We start from the raw sequence: 17,928 nt of genomic DNA, 5'->3' as shown, positions 1-17,928 counted from the left end.
TGCCTGACCTCCCCACCGTAGGAGCCTGCACGCCGGGCGGCCAGGGGGCGGCCGACCGTTCGGTCCCGCGCTCAGAGCTCGTGCACGCGCAGCACGACGGCGTGGTCCGTGCCGGCGGCGGCACCGCCCTGGCGGAGGATCTCCGGGATGAACTCCTCCGGGGCGGGATGGTCGGTGACGTGCGCGAGATAGCCCTCGTGCGCGCGCAGGGAGGCGACCGCGGCGTCGACCTCGCGCTGTCCGACGGGCTTGGCGTGGGTGGGGTCGGGGTGCCCGGCCACCGCGAGCGTCCTCGTGCCCCAGGGCGCGAGATGCTCCTGCTCGGCCAGCTCGCGGAACACCCACGGGTTCGCGGCGTCGCGGCAGGCGTCGACGGCGGCGAGGCCCGCGACCCGGTGGTCGGCCTGGTTCAGCCCGCCGTACGCCTCGACCTCGAAGTTCGCGGTGAGCACCAGGTCGGGGCGCGCCTGCCGGATCACGCGGGCGATGTCGCGGCGCAGCGCGAGCGAGCCCTCGAGCATCCCGTCGGGGTGGTCGAGATGGCGCAGGTCCTCGACGCCCACCTGTGCGCAGGCGCTGCGCTGCTCCGTCTCGCGCAGCGGCGCGACGATCTCGGGCGGCTCCGCCATCCCGGCCTCGCCGCGGGTCAGCAGCAGGTAGGTCACCTCCACGCCTGCGGCGGTCCAGGCGGCGACGGCGGCGGAGGCGCCGTACTCCATGTCATCGGGGTGCGCGACGACGCACAGCACGCGCTGCAGTCCGTCCTCGGGCAGCGGGGGAAGGGCGATGGGAGCATCCATGGCGCCACCCTAGGCGCGGACGAGCTCCCGGTCGAGAGAGGCGCCGAGCCCGGCCTCGAGGTCGCGGACCAGGCGGTTCACGGCCGCGCGCCCGGCACGGTTCGCCCCGATGGTGGAGGCGCCCGGGCCGTGGCCGACGAGGTGGATGCGGGGATCGGCGGCGACGGCGGTGCCGTCCATCGCGATCCCGCCGAGCGGGCCGGTCAGTCCCAGCGGTCGCAGGTGGCGCAGCTCGTGCCGGAACCCGGTGGCCCAGAGGATCGCGTCCACCGGGGTGCGCGTCCCGTCGGCCTCGATCACACCGCCCGGCACGATCCGGGAGAACATCGGCCGACGGTCCAGGATCCCGCGGCGTGCGGCGCGGCGCAGCGCCGGGGTCCACAGCAGCCCGGTGTGGGAGACGACGCTGCCGACGGGGCGTCCCTCCCGCACCGCGTCCCACACCCCGGCGACGGCCTCGCGCCCGGCCTCCTCGGTGAACTCGTCCTCGCGGAAGATCGGCTCGCGGCGCGTGTACCAGCGGGTCTCGCCCACCTCGGCGATCTCCTGCAGGTGGCCGAGCGCGCTGATCCCGCCGCCGACCACCGCGACCCGCTGCCCGGCGAACTCGTCAGCGGCGACGTACTCGGCGGTGTGCAGCTGCCGCCCGCGGAACTCCGCCGCGCCGGGGACTGCGGGCACGAAGGGACGGGTCCAGGTGCCGGTCGCATTCAGCACCGCACGGGTGCGCAGCACGGGCAGCGCCCGTCCATCGGCCCCCACCGCACGGACCAGCAGGGGCCCCTGCCGCTGCCCCGCACCCGCCGGATCCTCCTCGACACGGGTGACGCGCACGGGCCGACGGATCTCGAGCCCCGTCCGCGCCTCGAACTCGGCGAAGTAGTCGGGCACCGCGACGTTCGCGGGGACGTCGCCGCCGACCCCCGGGGCCGGGGCGTCGGGCAGCTCGCGGATCCCGTTGACGGTGGCCATGGTGAGGCTGTCCCAGCGGTGGCGCCAGGCCCCGCCGGGCCCGTCCTCGGCGTCGAGTACGACGACGTCCTCCATACCGCGTCGGCGCAGATGGTAGGCGGCGGAGAGGCCGGCCTGCCCAGCCCCGATCACGACGGCGTCGAGGAGTTCCATGTCCGGCTCAACCCGGCTGCGGCCTGCGGTGTTCCCGGAGGCGAGCAGGCTCACGCCGGGACGGCGCGCGCCTCCGGCAGGACGGCGCGGGCGGCGTCGAGCCCGCGGGAGAGGTCCCCCCAGAGGTCCTCGAGGTCCTCGAGGCCGACGCTGAGGCGCACGGTCCCCTCGCTCACCCCGCAGGCCTCCCGCTGGGCGGGGGTGAGATGGGAGTGGGTGGTGCTCGCCGGATGGCAGACCAGCGACCGGGCATCGCCCAGGTTCACGGCGAGGGACCACAGCTCCAGCGCGTCGCAGAAGGCCGCCGCCGCGTCCTCGCCGCCGTGCAGGTCGATCGAGAACACGCCCGAGGTGCCGCGGGGGAAGTCCCGGGCGACGAGATGCCGGTCGGGCCGGCCGGGGAGAGAGGGATGGTGCACCTCGGCCACCTCGCCGGCGGCGGCGAGACGTCCGGCGAGCGTGGTCGCGTCGGTGCTGATCTTGCGCAGGCGCAGGTCGAGCGTCTCGATGCCGACGAGGATCTGCTGGGCGCTGGTCGCGGGCAGGGTCGCCCCGAGATCGGTGACGTACTTGGCGCGGGCGTAGGCGAGCAGCCCCGAGCCGCCGCGCGCGTACTCGTCGGCGAAGGTGACGCCGAAGCGGCGGTTGCGGGTGGTCAGGCGCTCCCAGCGCTCGGGACATCGCCGCGGGTCGAAGCGTCCGGTGTCCACGATCAGGCCCGCGATCGTGGTGCCGTGGCCGCACAGGTACTTCGTGGCGGAGTGGACGACGACGTCGGCACCGTGGTCGCCGGGACGGTAGAGGGCGGGGCTGGCGAGGGTCGAGTCGACGATCACCGGGACGTCATGGGCATGGGCGATGGCGGTGAGGGCGTCGAGGTCCAGCAGCTGCGCTCCCGGGTTCGCGATCGACTCGACGATCGCGGCGCGGGTGTGCGGGGTGAACGCCGCCTCCCACGCCTCGAGGTCCCAGGGGTCCGCCACGGTGGTGGTCACTCCGAGGTCGGCGAGGGTGTCGTCGAGCAGTTCGGTGGTGCCGCCGTAGAGGCGCGAGGAGGCGACGACGTGCCCGCCGGGAGCCGCGAGGGCGCACAGCGCGATCGTCGTGGCGGCCTGTCCGGAGGCGACGGCGATCGCCCCGATCCCGCCCTCGAGCGCCGTGATCCGCTGCTCGAGGACCTCGGTGGTGGGATTCCCCGAGCGGGAGTAGGCGAAGCCGTCGGCACGTCGCTCGAACAGGGCGCGCAGGGACGAGTGGCTGGTCTGCGCATAGGCGCTCGAGGCGTAGATCGGTGGGGTGAGGGCGCGGTGCGTGTCTGCCCGCGTCCAGCCCGCGTGGATGCCTGCGGTGCTCATGGCGCCTCCCTGCCGTGCTCGATGTCCGTCCTGTGCGGTCCATCGTGCGGCGGCGCGGGCGGGCGCGGCGAGAAGCGTGACGAAGTATGGCGCGGTGTCAGCCGCGCCGACTCAAACTCCGCTCACCTGACTGAGCTCCTACCGCTCGTCCCTCGCAGTACGTCGCTCAGACTCCGTCCCTCTTGACTGAGCTCCTACCGCTCGTCCCTCGCAGTACGTCGCTCAGACTCCGTCCCTCTTGACTGAGCTCCTACCGCTCGTTCCTCGCAGTACGTCGCTCAGTCGATGGCCCCGATGGGCTCGCGCTTCTCGGCCTGGAACTGGTCCTCGATGCGTCCCAGCGCCCAGTAGGCGGAGATCGAGATCTGCTCGCGGGGGATGCCGGCGTCCTTGACCAGGAGACGACGCAGCTGCTTCGTGATGCCGCGCTCGACGTGGCAGAAGACGTCCAGGCCCTCGTGGTCCGAGAGGTCCAGCGCCGCGACCTCGTCGAGCAGCTGCTCGCGCGCGCCGAGCACCCAGCGCAGCTCGACGCCCTCGGGGTGCTCGAGCTCGAGGCGGTCCTCGTCGTGGTCCAGGTGGATCAGGGCCAGACCTCGGGCGTCCGGGTCCATCGCCTCGAGGCCGGCGGCGATCGCGGGCAGCGCGGCGTGGTCGCCGATGAGCAGGTGGCTCGTCGCGTCCGCCGCGGGCGACCAGCCGCCGCCGGCGCCGTTCATGGCGATGAGGTCGCCGGGCTGGGCCTCGTCGGCCCAGCGGGCGGCGACGCCGTGGTCGTCCTCGCCGGACTCGCCGTGCAGGACCACGTCGATCTCGATCGTCTGCGCCGCATCGTCCCAGCGGCGCACGGTGTAGGTGCGGCGGGTCGGGAGCAGCTCGGGGCTCTCCGCGCGCAGGGCGTCGAGGTCGTACGGGGGCTGCAGACCGGAGCCGGGTGCGGGAAGGAGGAGCTTCACGTACGCGTCGGTCTGCTCGTTGCGGTGCAGGGTGCTGAAGCCCTCGCCGCCGAGGGTGAGGCGCAGCAGGCGCGGGGAGATGCGGGTCTTGCCCAGCACCTCGAGCACGGCCTGGGGGCGCGGCGCCCGGGGACGGCGCGCGGCGGGCGCCTCGACGGACGGGGACTGGGCGGTGGTGGTCTGCATGCCCTCCACATTACGCTACTTACGCATTACGTAAATCCGTGCCGGGCTCCCGTCCGCGCCTCGGGACGTGCGCCCTGCCCTGTCGCATCGCGGCCCACTAGGCTGGCACGCATGAGCACCTCGCCCGCCGCAGAGACGGACGTCGTCGTCGTGGGCTCCGGCCCGAACGGTCTCGCGGCCGCGGTCACCCTGGCCCGGGCCGGTCTCGCGGTCCATGTCCTCGAGTCGCAGGAGACGATCGGCGGCGGGGCGCGCACCCTCGACCTGGGCCTCGCGCCCGGCATCGTCCACGACCTCTGCTCCGCAGTGCACCCTCTCGCCCTCGCCAGCCCCTTCTTCGCGGAGTTCGACCTCGCCGCGCGCGGCGTGCGCGCGATCGCCCCCGAGGCCTCCTACGCGCAGCCGCTCGACGACACCCCCGCCGCGATCGCCTGGCGGGACGTGGAGCGGACCGCCGACGGTCTCGGCGCCGACGGGCCGGCCTGGCGCGCGCTGCTGGGCACGCTCTCCCGCGACCAGGACCTCGTCGTCGAGCTCGCCCTCGGGGACAAGCGCTCGGTGCCCTCCGCGCTGCTGACCCCGCGGACCCTGCGCACCGCCCCGCTGTTCGGTGCGCTGGTCGCCCTCCAGGGGACCCCGGCCTGGGACCTCCCCTTCCGCACCGAGCGCGCCCGCGCCCTGCTCACCGGGGTGGCGGCGCACGCGATCGGACAGCTGCCCTCCCTCGCGCTCGGCGCCACCGCCTCGTTGCTGGGCACCATCGCGCACGGAGTGGGCTGGCCGATCCCCGTCGGCGGCTCCCAGGCGATCGTCGACGCGCTGGTGGCGGACCTGCGCGCCCACGGAGGGACCGTGACCTCCGGGCACCATGTGCGGACCTGGCGGGACGTGCCCCCGGCCCGCGCCGTGCTGCTGGACATCCCCGCGCCCGCCGCCGCGGACGTCCTCACCAACCGTCTCCCCCGCCCCCTGGAGGCGATGCTGCGGAGGGTCCCCCACGGGGACGGCGCCGCGAAGGTCGACTTCGTGCTGTCCGGTCCGGTGCCGTGGCGGGATCCCGACGTCGGCCGCGCCGGGACCCAGCATCTGGGCGGCACCCGCGCCGAGATGGCCCGCACCGAGGCGGAGGTCGCCTCCGGGCGCTTCCCCGACCGTCCTCTCACCCTGGTCAGCGACCCGGCCGTGGTCGACCCGGGCCGGGTCCGGGACGGGCTGCGACCGCTGTGGGCCTATGCGCATGCACCGGCCGGGGACCGCACCGACCCGACCGAGCGCGTCACCGCGCAGATCGAGCGCTTCGCCCCCGGTTTCCGCGACCTCGTCGTCGCCTCCCGCGCCGTGCCCGCGGCGGAGATGATCCACCACAACCCTGCCCTCGTCGGCGGCGACATCTCCCAGGGCAGGGTGACGATGGCGCGAATGATCGCGCGGCCCACCCCGCTGCCGGACCCCTACCGCCTGGACCGCACCGGCTGGTACCTGTGCTCCTCGGCGACGCCTCCGGGGCCGGGCGTGCACGGGATGGCGGGGCTGCACGCGGCCTCCCGCGTGCTGCGATCGGAGTTCGGGATTCGGGAGCTGCCGAGCCTCGCCCCCACCCCGGGGCGAGCACAGGAGTCATCAGTCTGAGGGATCGGATCCCGCATTCTGCTCAGCGGGATGGGATGGACTGCTCACATCGCCCGGTCGCCGCGTTGCACCGTGAACGGGTGAGGCGCAGGATGGCTCACCGTGAATTCTCCGACCCCTCCAGATCCCTCCGTCCAGCCCCCTGAGCGGACGCCCGGCGACGCCGCCGGGGTCGCCGTGGACCCCGCCGACACGCCTGAGGCGCACAACCCCAGCGGCCGCACCTTCATGGGCCAGCCCGGCCCGCTCGCGAACCTGTTCAGCGTCGAGCTGTGGGAGCGCTTCAGCTTCTACGGCATGCAGGGCATCCTCGCGATCTACATGTACTTCGCCGCGACCGACGGCGGTCTCGGCATCGACGAGGGCACTGCCCTCGGCATCGTCGGCGCCTACGGCGGCTCCGTCTACCTCTTCTCGATCCTCGGCGCGCTCGTCTCCGACCGCCTGCTCGGTCCGGAGAAGACCCTCTTCGGCTCCGCCGTGATGATCATGTTCGGCCACATCGCCCTGGCGCTGGTCCCGGGCGTGGTCGGCCTCGGCCTCGGCCTGCTGCTGGTGGGCGTGGGCTCGGGTGGTCTGAAGTCCACCGCCGCCACGCTGGTCGGCGCGCTGTACACGCGCGACGACCCGCGCCGCGACGCCGGCTTCTCGATCTACTACATGGGCATCAACATCGGCGGCCTGCTCGGTCCGCTGGTGACGGGCATCGCCCAGCAGCAGTGGGGCTTCCACCTCGGCTTCGGCCTCGCCGCGGTCGGCATGGCGATCGGCCTTCTGCAGTACGTGCTGACCCGCAAGGGACTTCCTGCGAGCGTGCACACCGTCCCGGATCCGCTGCCCCGCGCGCAGCGACCCCTGTGGGCCCTGATCGCCGTCGGCGCCGTGGTCCTCGTGGCAGTGCTCGCCGCGACCGGCGTGCTGAACGCCCAGAACCTCGCGACCGTCGTCGCGGCCCTCGCCGTCGTCGGCGCCGTCGTCATCTTCGCGATCCTGCTCGCCTCGAAGAAGCTCGACTCCGACGAGCGCTCGCGCGTGGTGTCCTTCATCCCGCTGTTCATCGGCACGGCCGCGTTCTTCGCGCTGTTCCAGCAGCAGTTCACGGTCATCACCCTGTACTCCGACACGCGCCTGAACCGCGAGATCCTCGGCTGGGAGATGCCGATCTCGTGGGTGCAGTCCTTCAACCCGTTCTTCATCATCGTGCTCGCCCCGGTGATGGCGGCGCTGTGGACGAAGCTCGGCACCCGTCAGCCGATCACCCCGCGCAAGTTCGGCGTGGGCATCATCCTGATGGGCTCGGCCTTCCTGCTGTTCCTGCCGATGGCCGCCGTCGTCTCGGTGCCGGTGCTCTGGATCGCGATGATCATGCTGGTGGCGACCGTCGGCGAGCTGTGGCTCTCCCCCGTCGGCCTCTCGCTGGCCACGAAGCTCGCGCCGCGCTCGTACCCGGTGATGATGATGGCGCTGTACAACCTCTCCGTGGCGCTCGGCACCGCGCTCTCCGGTGCGCTCGCCGGCTTCTACTCCGCGGAGAACGAGGTGGGCTACTTCGGCGTGCTCGGCGCCGTGACCATCGCGATCGGCGTGCTCATGCTGCTGGTCGCGAAGCCCGTCGGCCGGGCCATGCGCGGGGTGCGCTGACCGACCCCGCTCGTGCGCAGCTCCGGGAGCCGCTCCACCTCCGGGTGGGGCGGTTCCCGTGCTGTCGGGGACGGTCCGCCCGGTCCTCAGCTGTCGAGGACCGGCGGGGGGCGCGCTTCGGAGGTTGCCATGGAGTCACCGTGGAGCGGCGGGGTCCCGGCGACGATGACGCGTGTCCTGGATTCCCCGGCCGCCGTATAGCATCAGGGCCGGTCGCTCCGGTCCGCCTCCCCGTCGCGACGCAGCAGGCCGACGAGCGCGAGCATCACCGCCGACCCGCCGCGGAACACGCCCTCCTCGTGGGTGAGCACCCCGCAGTCGGCGAGGTCGCCGACGTCGTGCATGACGTGCAGCATCCGCGCGAGGGCGCGGGGCTCGTGCTCCGGGGGCGGCAGCTCCGGCCCGGGCGGGAGGCGCAGCCCCTCGTCCCCGCAGGCCACCAGGAGCGCCGCGATGGTGTCGGGCATGCCGCGGAACCCGCCGTCCTCGGCGCCGCGGGTCTGACGGCCCAGCAGCGCGGCGGTGATCAGGGCGTGCCCGAACTCGACGAAGCCCTCGGCGTTCTCCGGCGCTGCCGCCGGGACCGGGCCGACGGCGGCGCGGACCCGGCCGTCCGCGAGCTCGAGCCAGCCGCCGTCCAGCAGCGTGGTCCACACCCCGGCCAGCTCCGGCCGGTCCCAGAGGCTGCGGGCGCCGCCGTCGAGGCCGAGGTGCTCGAGCAGCTCCGCGGTGGTCTCCCTCCCCGGCGCGCCGGTCGCGGTCGCGCGCCGTCCCTCGCCGACCACCTCCAGGACGCCCACGGCCCGCCGCACCAGGGGGCAGTCGAGATAGGGGCCGACGCCCTCCTGCTCGGCAAGCTCGCCGAGCGGCTCGCCGTCGTCCTCGAGGGCCGGCAGGAACCAGGGCCAGTCCCGCTCCTCCGCCTCGTCGCGGCGGCGCAGCGCGCGCTCGAGCAGCGGGTCGAAGGGCGTCGAGGGCTGCGCGAGCCGGCCGGTGCCGGAGACGGCCAGGCGCTCCGCGTCGGGCAGGGAGTGGAACCAGTGCAGGTAGTCCGCGAGCGCCTCCTCGTCCTCGAGGTCCACCCCGAGCGAGAGCCCGTGGCCCAGCACGTTGGTGGAGAAGGAGCGGCGGGTGGGATCGTCGGCGGCCTCGAGCGCGGCGAACTCGAGATCGTGCAGCAGCGCCGGCGCCTCGGCCCCTCGCATCGAGCCGGGCGCCCATCGGCCGGTCTCGACGAGGAAGTCGATCAGGCGTCGCAGCACCGGCACCATGTCCATCAGCTGCTCGCGCGGCTGGACGACGGTGCGGGGCACCACCTCGGTCAGCAGCTCCCGGGTGAGTGCGGCGGTCCACAGCCCCACCTCCGGGCTCCCCAGCCGCTCGGCCTTCAGCCGCAGCAGGGTCTCCAGGGTGCGCACCTCCTCCAGCGCGGGGGCGTCCTCGTCGGTCCGCAGGCGCCAGGCCCCGTACTCGGACAGCACGCGGTCCCGCTCCTCCCGTCCCTGCTCCTGCTGCACCATTCCCCCAGCATGCCGTCCCGCCGCCGGGGAATCCAGCGCTCAGAGGCCGCCGCGCCGGAGCGACCCCGCGTCCAGCAGCTTCTGCGTACGGGCGCGGCACGCGCTGTTCGCGCGCTGTGCAGGCGGTCGTCACCCTCCCGTCGTGCGGGCCCGCGAGAATCCGATGGACCCGCCCGCCCCGGCGGGGGACGATGCACGTGCTCGGTCCTCGAGCCCCTCCAGCGCTCCCGGGCCGTCACACCTCGACGACGACGGGAAGGAGGCGATGCGATGCCGCAGGTCAGGGTCTACAACCTCGGCTACGACCCGGGGACCGGGATCGGCGAGCTGCTGCACACCACCACCGTGCGCCACGCGATGGGGATGATCCGGCGCGAGGTCGCCGTGCCCGTCGAGCTCACGGTGGTCGACGAGCGGATCGTGCCCCTCGCCCTCGAGCTCACCCGCGAGCTGAGCGGCGCCTGGGTCGAGGGGGCGGGGCGCCGCTCCGTCGGCTTCAGCTATCGCGCCGTCCACGAGCGGGACCACTGGACCTGCGCGTACTGCGGCCGCAGCGTCTCGCGCGCGCCGGCGTGCGAGGCGCTGCTGGCCACCGTGGACCACATCCTGCCCGTCTCCCGCGGAGGTCGCTCCTCCTGGACGAACCTCGTCTCGGCGTGCAAGGGGTGCAACAACCGCAAGGCGGACCGCACCCCCGCGGAGGCCGGGATGCCGCTGCGCTTCGCGCCCTACGATCCGGCCGTCTCCTACCGGGTGGGAGGACACGTCGAGGACCTCCCGGTGCTGCTCGGCGCCTGATCAGGGCGCGGCGCCGGCCGACGTGACCAGGAACGCACCGGCCGCGACCTGCTCGTATCTCATCTATGAGTTACTGTCGGCGCATGACTGAGACCACGGAGTTCCTCCCCCGGATCGGCGCTCTGGTGCGCGACGCGCGCCAGCAGTCCGGTCTCACGCAGGCCCAGCTCGCCACGACCCTCGGCACCAGCCAGAGCGCGATCAACCGCATCGAGAAGGGCCAGCAGAACCTCACCCTGGAGATGATCTCCCGGATCGGCAGGGCCCTGGACTCGGAGATCGTGGGCATGGGCACCTCGGGCCCGAGCCACCTGCGCGTGCACGGTGAGACCACGCTCTCCGGCGCGATCGACGTGAAGAGCTCCAAGAACGCCGGCGTCGCGCTGCTGTGCGCCTCGCTGCTGAACACCGGCACCACCGTGCTGCGCAAGGTCGCCCGCATCGAGGAGGTCAACCGCCTGCTCGAGGTGCTGACCTCCATCGGCGTGAAGGCCACCTGGCTGAACGAGCTGGGCGACCTCGAGCTGCGCGTCCCCGCGACCCTCGACCTCAGCTCGATCGACGAGGGCGCCGCGCGCCGCACCCGCTCGATCATCATGTTCCTGGGACCGCTGCTGCACCGCGCGGGGAAGTTCCAGCTCCCCTACGCCGGGGGCTGCGACCTGGGCACCCGCACCGTCGAGCCCCACATGACGGCGCTGCGCCACTTCGGCCTGGACGTCGTCGCGACCGACCACAACTACCAGGCGACCACCGCCGTCGGCACCGGCCCGACCCGCCCGATCGTGCTCACCGAGCGCGGCGACACCGTCACGGAGAACGCCCTGCTGGCCGCCGCCCTGTACGAGGGCGAGACGATCATCCGCAACGCGAGCCCGAACTACATGGTCCAGGACCTGTGCTTCTTCCTCGAGAAGCTCGGCGTGCGGATCCAGGGCATCGGCACCACCACCCTGGTCGTCCACGGCACCTCCTCGATCTCGACCGACGTCGACTACGCCCCGAGCGAGGACCCGATCGAGGCGATGAGCCTGATCTCCGCCGCGATCGTCACCCGCTCCTCGATCACCGTGCGCCGCGTGCCGATCGAGTTCATGGAGATCGAGCTCGCCCTGCTGGAGGAGATGGGCCTGCGCTACGACCGCTCCGAGGAGTACCTGGCGGAGAACGGGAAGACCCGCCTGGTGGACATCACCACCCATCCCAGCGACCTGCGCGCCCCGGCGGACAAGATCCACCCCATGCCCTTCCCGGGCCTGAACATCGACAACCTGCCCTTCTTCGCCGTGATCGGGGCGACCGCGCAGGGGCAGACGCTGCTGCACGACTGGGTGTACGAGAACCGCGCGATCTACCTCACCGAGCTCACCAAGCTCGGCGCGAACGTGAAGCTCATGGACCCGCACCGCGTGCTCCTCGAGGGGCCCACCCGCTGGTCCGGCGCGGAGCTGGTGTGCCCGCCCGCGCTGCGTCCGGCGGTCGTGATCCTGCTGGCGATGCTCGCCGCGAAGGGCACCTCCGTGCTGCGCAACGTCTACGTCATCAACCGCGGCTACGAGGACCTCGCCGAGCGCCTGAACAAGCTCGGCGCGCGCATCGAGACCTTCCGCGACATCTGAGCGGTCCCTCCCGCGCGGCCGACCGTCCGGTGGGTCGTGCGGGAGCCCGGTCCCGGCCTGGATAGGATCGACGGATGACCAGCGAGGAGAAGCGCGCCCGGCCCGTCATCGGACGGGCCGGCTCGTACGAGAAGGGCGTCGCCCGCCGGCAGGAGATCCTCGAGCGGGCCGCCGAGGTGTTCCGCGAGCGGGGGGCCGACGGCACCTCGCTGCGCCGGATCGCGACGGCGATCGGGGTGTCCCATGCAGCGCTGCTGCACTACTTCGACTCCCGCGAGCAGCTGCTGGTGGCGGTGTACGAGCACGCCGAGGCGAAGCGCGACACCTCGGGCGACGCCGCGGAGTCGGCGGTGGACGTGCTGGTCAAGGCCGCGATGATCAACATCGGCGTGCCCGGCATGGTCGAGCTGTACACGACGCTGGTCGCCTCGGCGCTGGCCGCCGACGGCACGCCCTCGAACGAGTTCTTCACCGACCGCTTCGAGCGCATCCGCACGGAGCTGACCGAGCGCCTGGCCGCAGAACAGGCCGCCGGAACGGTCCGCGACGACGTCGAGCCCGCCGATATGGCGGCCCTCCTCATCGCAGCGTCCGACGGCCTGCAGATCCAGTGGCTGCTCGAGCCCTCGGTCGAGCTCGAGCGCACCCTGGCGACCTTCTCCGTGCTGCTGGCTCCCCCGGCTACGTCCTGAGGCTGCCGCGCAGGTCGGGGACGTCGGAGAGCAGGCGCCGGGTGTACTCGGCCTGCGGCGCGAAGATGACCTCCTCCGTCGACCCGCGCTCGACGACCCTGCCCCGCTCCATCACCGCGACCCGGTCCGCCAGATAGCAGGCCTGGCCGATGTCATGCGTGATGAACAGGACCGTCAGGCCAAGCTCGCTGCGCAGGTCGTGCAGCACGTTCAGCACGTTCACCCGCAGCGTCGCGTCCAGCATGCTGGTCGCCTCGTCGGCCAGCAGCACCTTGGGCCGCATCATCAGCGCCCGCGCGATCATGATGCGCTGGCGCTGGCCGCCGGACATCTGGTGCGGGAACTTGTGGAGCACGTCGCGAGGGCGCATGTCCACGTAGCCCAGGCACTCCTCGATCAGCGCATCGGCCTCGTCGGAGGGGATCCTCGCGAGCGCGAGGCTGCGCCGCAGCAGGGAGCCGACGGTGAAGAACTGGTTGAAGGAGGCGAAGGGGTCCTGGAAGACCGCCTGCACCTCCGACCAGTAGTCCCGCAGTCCCTTCCCGGACAGGGAGGTGACGTCCTGGCCGCGGAACGCGATGGTGCCCGAGGTGACGGGCATCAGACGCAGCAGCATGCGGGCGAGGGTCGACTTGCCCGAGCCCGACTCCCCCACCACGGCGAGCACGCTCGCCTCGGGGAACTCGAGGCTGACGTCGTCGACCGCGACCACGGTGCCGCCGGCGACCGAGAACTCCTTGGTCACGTTCGCGCAGGACAGCAGCACCTCGCGCTCCGTGCGGCTGCGGGTGATCATCTCGGGGGTCTCGATCATCGGGCCCCCACCTCCTTCTCGGGCGCGGGCGCTGCAGGAGCGGCGGGGCCGGCGGCGCCAGCGTCGAGGCCGGCGCGCCGCCTTCCCCGCTCCCAGGTCTCCCGGCTGGGGTCCAGCACCGAGGACAGCAGCGTCCTGGTGTAGTCGTGCTCCGGCTGCTCGACGAGCCGACGGGTGGGTCCGGTCTCGACGATCCTCCCGGCGCTCATGATGGCGAGCCGGTCCGAGACCTGCGAGAGCACCGGGAGGTCGTGCGTCACGAAGACGACGCCCGACATGATCCGATGCTCCACCATCGCCAGCAGCATCTCCACCAGCATCCGCTGGCTGGAGACGTCGAGCGCTGAGGTGGGCTCGTCCGCGATCAGCAGCCTGGGGTTCTGCAGCGTGGAGATCACCGTGATCATGCGCTGCTTCATCCCGCCGGAGAGCTGGTGCGCGTAGGAGTCGAGCACCCGCACCGGCATCTCGAGCATCTTCAGCCGGTCCCGGGCGAGGTCGAGCGCCTCGTCCCGGCTCACCCTCGGGTCGTGGGCCCGCATCACGTCGTGCACGAGGCTTCGGATCCGCAGGGTGGGGCTGATGGAGTTCATCGCCCCCTGCGGCAGCATCGACACGGTCCGTCCCCGATAAGGGCGGTGGCGCTTCAGGTCCGCGACCGAGAGGGTGGAGAGATCGATGCTCTCCCCGTCGATCTCGAGGGTGCCGGACAGGACGTACAGCGGCGGGGTCGCGATCATCGCCAGGGCGTTGCCCAGAGTCGTCTTCCCGCAGCCGGACTCCCCGGCCAGTCCCAGGATCTCCCCCTCTCCGAGCTCGAGGGAGACCCCGTCCACGGCGGTGAAGTCCTCCTCCCCGCCGCCGTAGACGCAGCGGATGTCGTGTGCTCGGGCGAGGACCGCCCGCTCCATGCGGGCGGGGGCGGCGTCGTCGTGGCTCATGCGAGCTCCTTCCCTCGTGGTGCGCCTGCGGGGCCCTGCACGGTGCGGGCCGTCTGCTCGGCGAGCAGCCTCGCCTCCTCCGCGCGCCGGGCCGCCGCCTGCTTCATCTGCTTGCGCTTTCCGCGACGCAGGCGCGGATTGAACACCTCGTCGAGGCTGGACTGCAGGAGCAGGAAGCCGAACGACACGAGCGTGAGCACGATCGTCGGAGGGAGGAAGGCCCACCAGGCACCGCCGCCCACGGCCTGGAACGCGAGCGCCCAGTGCAGCTGGATGCCCAGCGAGTTCGCCCCCGACGGGCCGAGGCCGAGCATCGACAGGGCGGACTCGGCGAGGATCGCGCCGGCGACCTGCAGGACGAACGCCATGACCGTGTACGACAGGATGTACGGCAGAACGTCCCGCAGGAGGATGCCGGGCAGCCGTGCCCCGGAGAGCCGGGCCACGTCGATGTGCTCCCTCGTCGCGACCGACGAGGCCTGAGCGCGGACGGCGCGGGCGGTCCAGGGCCACGAGGTGATTCCGATGACCACCGCGAGCGACCATACGCTGCTCTGGGGCAGCGAGATCGAGATGAGGATCAGCACGATGATCGAGGGGATCGCGAGGACCACGTTGGTGGCGCCCATGAGGAGCTCCTCGAACCAGCCGCCGATGTAGCCGGCGACGAGGCCGACGATCACCCCGATGACTGTGGCGACGATCCCCGCGACCAGGCCGATGATCAGCGAGGTGCGGGTGCCGGCCATGAGCACCGCGAGCACGTCGTGGCCGAAGTTGTCCGATCCGAGCGGGAGACCTGCTCCGGGCGGGTCGTACAGCGAGGCGACCTTCTCCCCGGGCCCGGTGGGATAGACGTAGCCGGCCAGGCCCAGCAGGATCACGCCGACGACGAGGACCAGCGCGATCCAGAACCGTCCCGAGAAGTTCAGGGAGCGGAACGGGTTGCCGCGCGGGACGGCCTTCTCGTCGGCGACGGGGGCGTTGGGTGTGCTCATGTCACTTCTCCCCTGCGCTCGCCGCGCGGATGCGCGGGTCGATGATGCCGTAGGCGATCTCCACCAGGAAGTTCGCCACGAGCACCGCGACGGTGATGATCAGCGTGACCGCCTGGATGACCGGGTAGTCGTTCTGCGTGATCGCGTTGAACAGCAGGGTCCCGACCCCCGGATAGCTGAAGACCAGCTCGGTGATCAGCGCGCCTCCCACGAGGGTGCCGATCGCGAGCGCGAGCCCGGTGATCTGCGGGAGCATCGCGTTGCGGAAGATGTACTGGGTGATCCTGTTGTCTCGGATGCCCATGGCGCGGGCGTAGTTGACGTAGTCGCCGCCCAGCTCGTAGATCGCCATGGAGCGCATGCCCACCGCCTGCCCGCCGATGAACACGACCACCAGTGAGAGGAAGGGCAGCCAGTAATAGCTCACCGCGTCCCAGAGGAACTCGACGGAGAACTCCGGTGTGAGCCCCAGCGAGTAGGCGCCGCCGACGGGGAAGATCCCCGCCACCACCGCGAACCCGTACAGCAGGAGGATGGAGAGGCAGTAGTACGGCATCGCGGAGAGGAACAGGGCGCTGGTGAAGACGCTGCGGTCCCAGTTCCCGCCGCGGAACGCCGCGATCGCGCCGACCAGGTTGCCGGCGATCCATCCGATCAGCACCGCGGGCAGCTGCACCGCGATCGACCAGGGAAGGGCCTGGCCGATCAGGTCGTTGACCGAGGCCGGGTAGTTGGCGAACGAGGTCCCCAGGTCGCCGGAGAACACCTTGCCGAGGTAGGTCAGGAACTGCTGCCACAGGGGCGCGTCCAGACCGAACTCGGCGACGAAGCCTTCGTAGATCGCCTTCTGCTGCTCGCCGGTGACGGAGCCTCCGCGGGCGAGGTTCGAGACGATGACGTCGACGGGATTGCCCGGGACGAGCCGGGGCAGCAGGAAGTTGAGGCTCACTGCTGCCACCAGCGCGACCAGGTACCAGCCCGACTTGCGGGCGATGTATCGGCCGAGGGTCACGGGACGCTCAGCCGCCGATCTTCTTCAGCTGGAAGATCCACTCGTTGCCGGCGCCGCGGAACATCGGCGGGGCGTAGTCGTTGTCCTCGGCGGGCCAGTTCGACCAGTTGCTCGCGTTGAACTCGAAGAACTCGTCGGGACGGTACATCAGCGGGAAGGCGGGCACCTCGGCGCGGTAGATGTCGTCCAGCGCCGTGAGCGCCTCGAGCTTGGTCGCGTCGTCGGAGGCGGCGGCCGCCGCCTCGAGCAGGTCGTTGACCTCCCCGTTCTCCCATCGGCCGTAGTTGCGGTAGGCGGTCTGGCCGAGCGCCGCCATCTCGACGTTGCTCATCACGTCGCTGAAGCGCTGCCACGGGGTGGAAGGTCCGGTGCCGGCGACGTACCAGCAGGCCATGTCGAAATCGCCGTTCTGGATGGCGGTCTGGGTCTGCGCCTGCTGGGGGAAGTTCGTGCTGGCGTCCACACCGATGGCCTGGAGGTTCTTGGCGACGACCTCGAGGGCGGCGTTCCAGTCGGTCCAGCCCTGCGGGGTGATGAGCTTCCAGGGGCCGAGCTTCTGGCCGTCCTTGGCGTAGAAGCCGTCGGCGCCCTTGGCGTAGCCGGCTTCCTGGAGCAGGGACTCGGCCTTCGCGGCGTCGAATGTCCAGCCGTCGGCGGCGGCCTTGTCGCGGTCCAGCCACTGGTCCTCGGCGCCGTCGGGGATGATCAGCGAGGCGAGCACCTGGGAGGAGTAGCCGCTCATGGCGGTCTCCGCGATCGAGGCGTAGTCCACCGCATGCGCGAGTGCGCGGCGCACAGTGGGATCGTCGAGGCCCGGCTTCGTGGTGTTGATCAGCAGCATCGGCATCGAGCCCGGGGAGAAGTACGGCTTCTCGCGCAGGTAGGTGCCCACCGGCTTGCCGCTCTCCCACATCTTCCAGATCTGCGGGACGAACTGCTGCATCACGTCGAGCTCGCCGTTCTGGAACTTGAGGTTGCCGTCCTCGTTGGACTTGAAGATCGGGTGGATGATCTTCGTCATCGCGGGCAGGCCGCCGTAGAAGTCCTTGCCCCAGTACTCCTCGTGGCGCGCGAGGATGATCTGGGTCTGGTCCGCGAGCTCGAGGGTGAAGGGCCCGGTACCCATGGCCTCGGTGGTCTCCCAGCCGGCGATCTTGTTCCCGGTCTCCTGCGCGGCCTTCTCGAACACCGCCTTCGGGACGATGAACTGGGTGGCCAGGGAGTTCAGCACGGCGCCGACGTTCTTGCGCTCCTTGTTCACCGCGATCGAGATCGTGCTGCCGTCGGCCGTCATCTCGTCGACCTCGGTCCAGAAGGCGGCGACGCCCAGGGAGGGGTCGATCTTGCCGAGCTCGAAGGTGTACAGCACGTCCTCGGCCGTGAACTCGCTGCCGTCGTGCCAGGTGATGCCCTCCTGGAGTGTCAGCGTGATCGACTCGCTGCCGGTGATCTCGTGCGAGGCGGCCAGTCCCGGCAGCAGCTCGCCGGTGACGATGTGGAAGCGCAGCAGCGTCTCGTAGATGTACTGGGCGACGTTCGCGGAGGCGGGCCAGGCCGGCGCGCCGGCGAAGGTGTTGAAGTTGGTGGGCGGGCTCCACTGGAAGCCGGCGATGAACAGCTGGTCGGCGCCGTCGCCCGCACGGCCGGTGCCGGCCTGGCCTCCGTTGCCGACGCCGACGAGCTCCTCGCCGCCGCCTCCTCCCCCTCCTCCGCCGCCGGTGGCGCCGCCGCAGGCGGCGAGGGCCGCCGCGCCGCCGAGCGCGCCGGTGCCGGCGAGGAATCGGCGGCGCGAGGCGCCGGGACGAGGGAATTCTGCAGACTCGGACATGGAAGACCTGCCTC

15 protein-coding genes are annotated in these 17,928 nt (G+C 71.9%); 5 read left to right on the top strand and 10 right to left on the bottom strand.

Translation table 11 applies throughout. The annotated features are described in order from the left end of the window. Positions 1-71 precede the first annotated feature (71 nt). The 4 genes from DS079_RS04710 to DS079_RS04695 form a co-directional block, all read right to left on the bottom strand. Positions 72-800: a PIG-L deacetylase family protein gene (locus tag DS079_RS04710; RefSeq protein WP_126985310.1), complete on the bottom strand. Its 729-nt coding sequence runs from the start codon at positions 798-800 to the stop codon at positions 72-74. Between the two features lie 9 nt (positions 801-809). Continuing rightward, positions 810-1,925, bottom strand: coding sequence for an FAD-dependent oxidoreductase (locus DS079_RS04705; RefSeq protein ID WP_164736109.1), 1,116 nt, complete (start codon positions 1,923-1,925; stop codon positions 810-812). 50 nt (positions 1,926-1,975) lie between these two features. Continuing rightward, complete coding sequence (locus DS079_RS04700; protein ID WP_126985306.1) at positions 1,976-3,280, bottom strand: O-acetylhomoserine aminocarboxypropyltransferase/cysteine synthase family protein; 1,305 nt, start codon at positions 3,278-3,280, stop codon at positions 1,976-1,978. Positions 3,281-3,558: 278 nt separating this feature from the next. Continuing rightward, positions 3,559-4,422 (bottom strand): siderophore-interacting protein, encoded by an 864-nt coding sequence (locus tag DS079_RS04695; protein ID WP_164736108.1) that lies wholly within the window; start codon positions 4,420-4,422, stop codon positions 3,559-3,561. A 111-nt stretch (positions 4,423-4,533) separates the two neighbouring features. Between DS079_RS04695 and DS079_RS04690 the strand changes: the two genes are divergently transcribed. Together DS079_RS04690 and DS079_RS04685 are read left to right on the top strand one after the other, a co-directional pair. Then, the gene (locus DS079_RS04690) at positions 4,534-6,051 is read left to right on the top strand and encodes a phytoene desaturase family protein (protein WP_126985302.1); all 1,518 of its coding nucleotides are present in this window, start codon (positions 4,534-4,536) and stop codon (positions 6,049-6,051) included. Positions 6,052-6,279: 228 nt separating this feature from the next. After that, a complete protein-coding gene (locus DS079_RS04685) occupies positions 6,280-7,692 on the top strand; it encodes a peptide MFS transporter (protein ID WP_241237567.1) in 1,413 nt (470 codons plus the stop codon). Positions 7,693-7,895: 203 nt separating this feature from the next. On the opposite strand, the gene DS079_RS04680 is transcribed toward DS079_RS04685, so the two are convergent. Continuing rightward, positions 7,896-9,212 (bottom strand): hypothetical protein, encoded by a 1,317-nt coding sequence (locus tag DS079_RS04680; protein ID WP_241237548.1) that lies wholly within the window; start codon positions 9,210-9,212, stop codon positions 7,896-7,898. 270 nt (positions 9,213-9,482) lie between these two features. Between DS079_RS04680 and DS079_RS04675 the strand changes: the two genes are divergently transcribed. The 3 genes from DS079_RS04675 (at position 9,483) to DS079_RS04665 (ending at position 12,321) form a co-directional block, all read left to right on the top strand. Continuing rightward, positions 9,483-10,010 (top strand): HNH endonuclease, encoded by a 528-nt coding sequence (locus tag DS079_RS04675; RefSeq protein WP_126985298.1) that lies wholly within the window; start codon positions 9,483-9,485, stop codon positions 10,008-10,010. 83 nt (positions 10,011-10,093) lie between these two features. Beyond that, positions 10,094-11,629: a UDP-N-acetylglucosamine 1-carboxyvinyltransferase gene (locus DS079_RS04670; RefSeq protein ID WP_010551739.1), complete on the top strand. Its 1,536-nt coding sequence runs from the start codon at positions 10,094-10,096 to the stop codon at positions 11,627-11,629. Between the two features lie 74 nt (positions 11,630-11,703). Beyond that, complete coding sequence (locus DS079_RS04665) at positions 11,704-12,321, top strand: TetR/AcrR family transcriptional regulator (RefSeq protein WP_126985296.1); 618 nt, start codon at positions 11,704-11,706, stop codon at positions 12,319-12,321. On the opposite strand, the gene DS079_RS04660 is transcribed toward DS079_RS04665, so the two are convergent. Genes DS079_RS04660 through DS079_RS04640 form a run of 5 tightly spaced genes read right to left on the bottom strand, consistent with a single transcriptional unit; the run spans position 12,311 to position 17,914 of the window. Further along, positions 12,311-13,135 (bottom strand): ABC transporter ATP-binding protein, encoded by an 825-nt coding sequence (locus DS079_RS04660; RefSeq protein ID WP_126985294.1) that lies wholly within the window; start codon positions 13,133-13,135, stop codon positions 12,311-12,313. The two genes, DS079_RS04665 and DS079_RS04660, sit on opposite strands and share 11 nt — an antisense overlap. Next, the gene (locus tag DS079_RS04655) at positions 13,132-14,076 is read right to left on the bottom strand and encodes an ATP-binding cassette domain-containing protein (RefSeq protein ID WP_126985292.1); all 945 of its coding nucleotides are present in this window, start codon (positions 14,074-14,076) and stop codon (positions 13,132-13,134) included. Before DS079_RS04655 ends, DS079_RS04660 begins: the two co-directional genes overlap by 4 nt. Then, positions 14,073-15,074, bottom strand: coding sequence for an ABC transporter permease (locus DS079_RS04650; RefSeq protein WP_126985290.1), 1,002 nt, complete (start codon positions 15,072-15,074; stop codon positions 14,073-14,075). Before DS079_RS04650 ends, DS079_RS04655 begins: the two co-directional genes overlap by 4 nt. 1 nt (position 15,075) lies before the next feature. Next, positions 15,076-16,086: an ABC transporter permease gene (locus DS079_RS04645; RefSeq protein WP_062950601.1), complete on the bottom strand. Its 1,011-nt coding sequence runs from the start codon at positions 16,084-16,086 to the stop codon at positions 15,076-15,078. Positions 16,087-16,093: 7 nt separating this feature from the next. Beyond that, a complete protein-coding gene (locus tag DS079_RS04640; RefSeq protein WP_126985288.1) occupies positions 16,094-17,914 on the bottom strand; it encodes an ABC transporter substrate-binding protein in 1,821 nt (606 codons plus the stop codon). Between the last annotated feature and the right edge of the window lie 14 nt (positions 17,915-17,928).

Origin of the sequence: Brachybacterium paraconglomeratum, assembly GCF_003994255.1 — a bacterium.
GTDB lineage: Bacteria > Actinomycetota > Actinomycetes > Actinomycetales > Dermabacteraceae > Brachybacterium > Brachybacterium conglomeratum.
The sequence above is the reverse complement of the archived record's forward strand: the minus strand, read 5'-3'. Positions and strand labels throughout refer to the sequence as shown.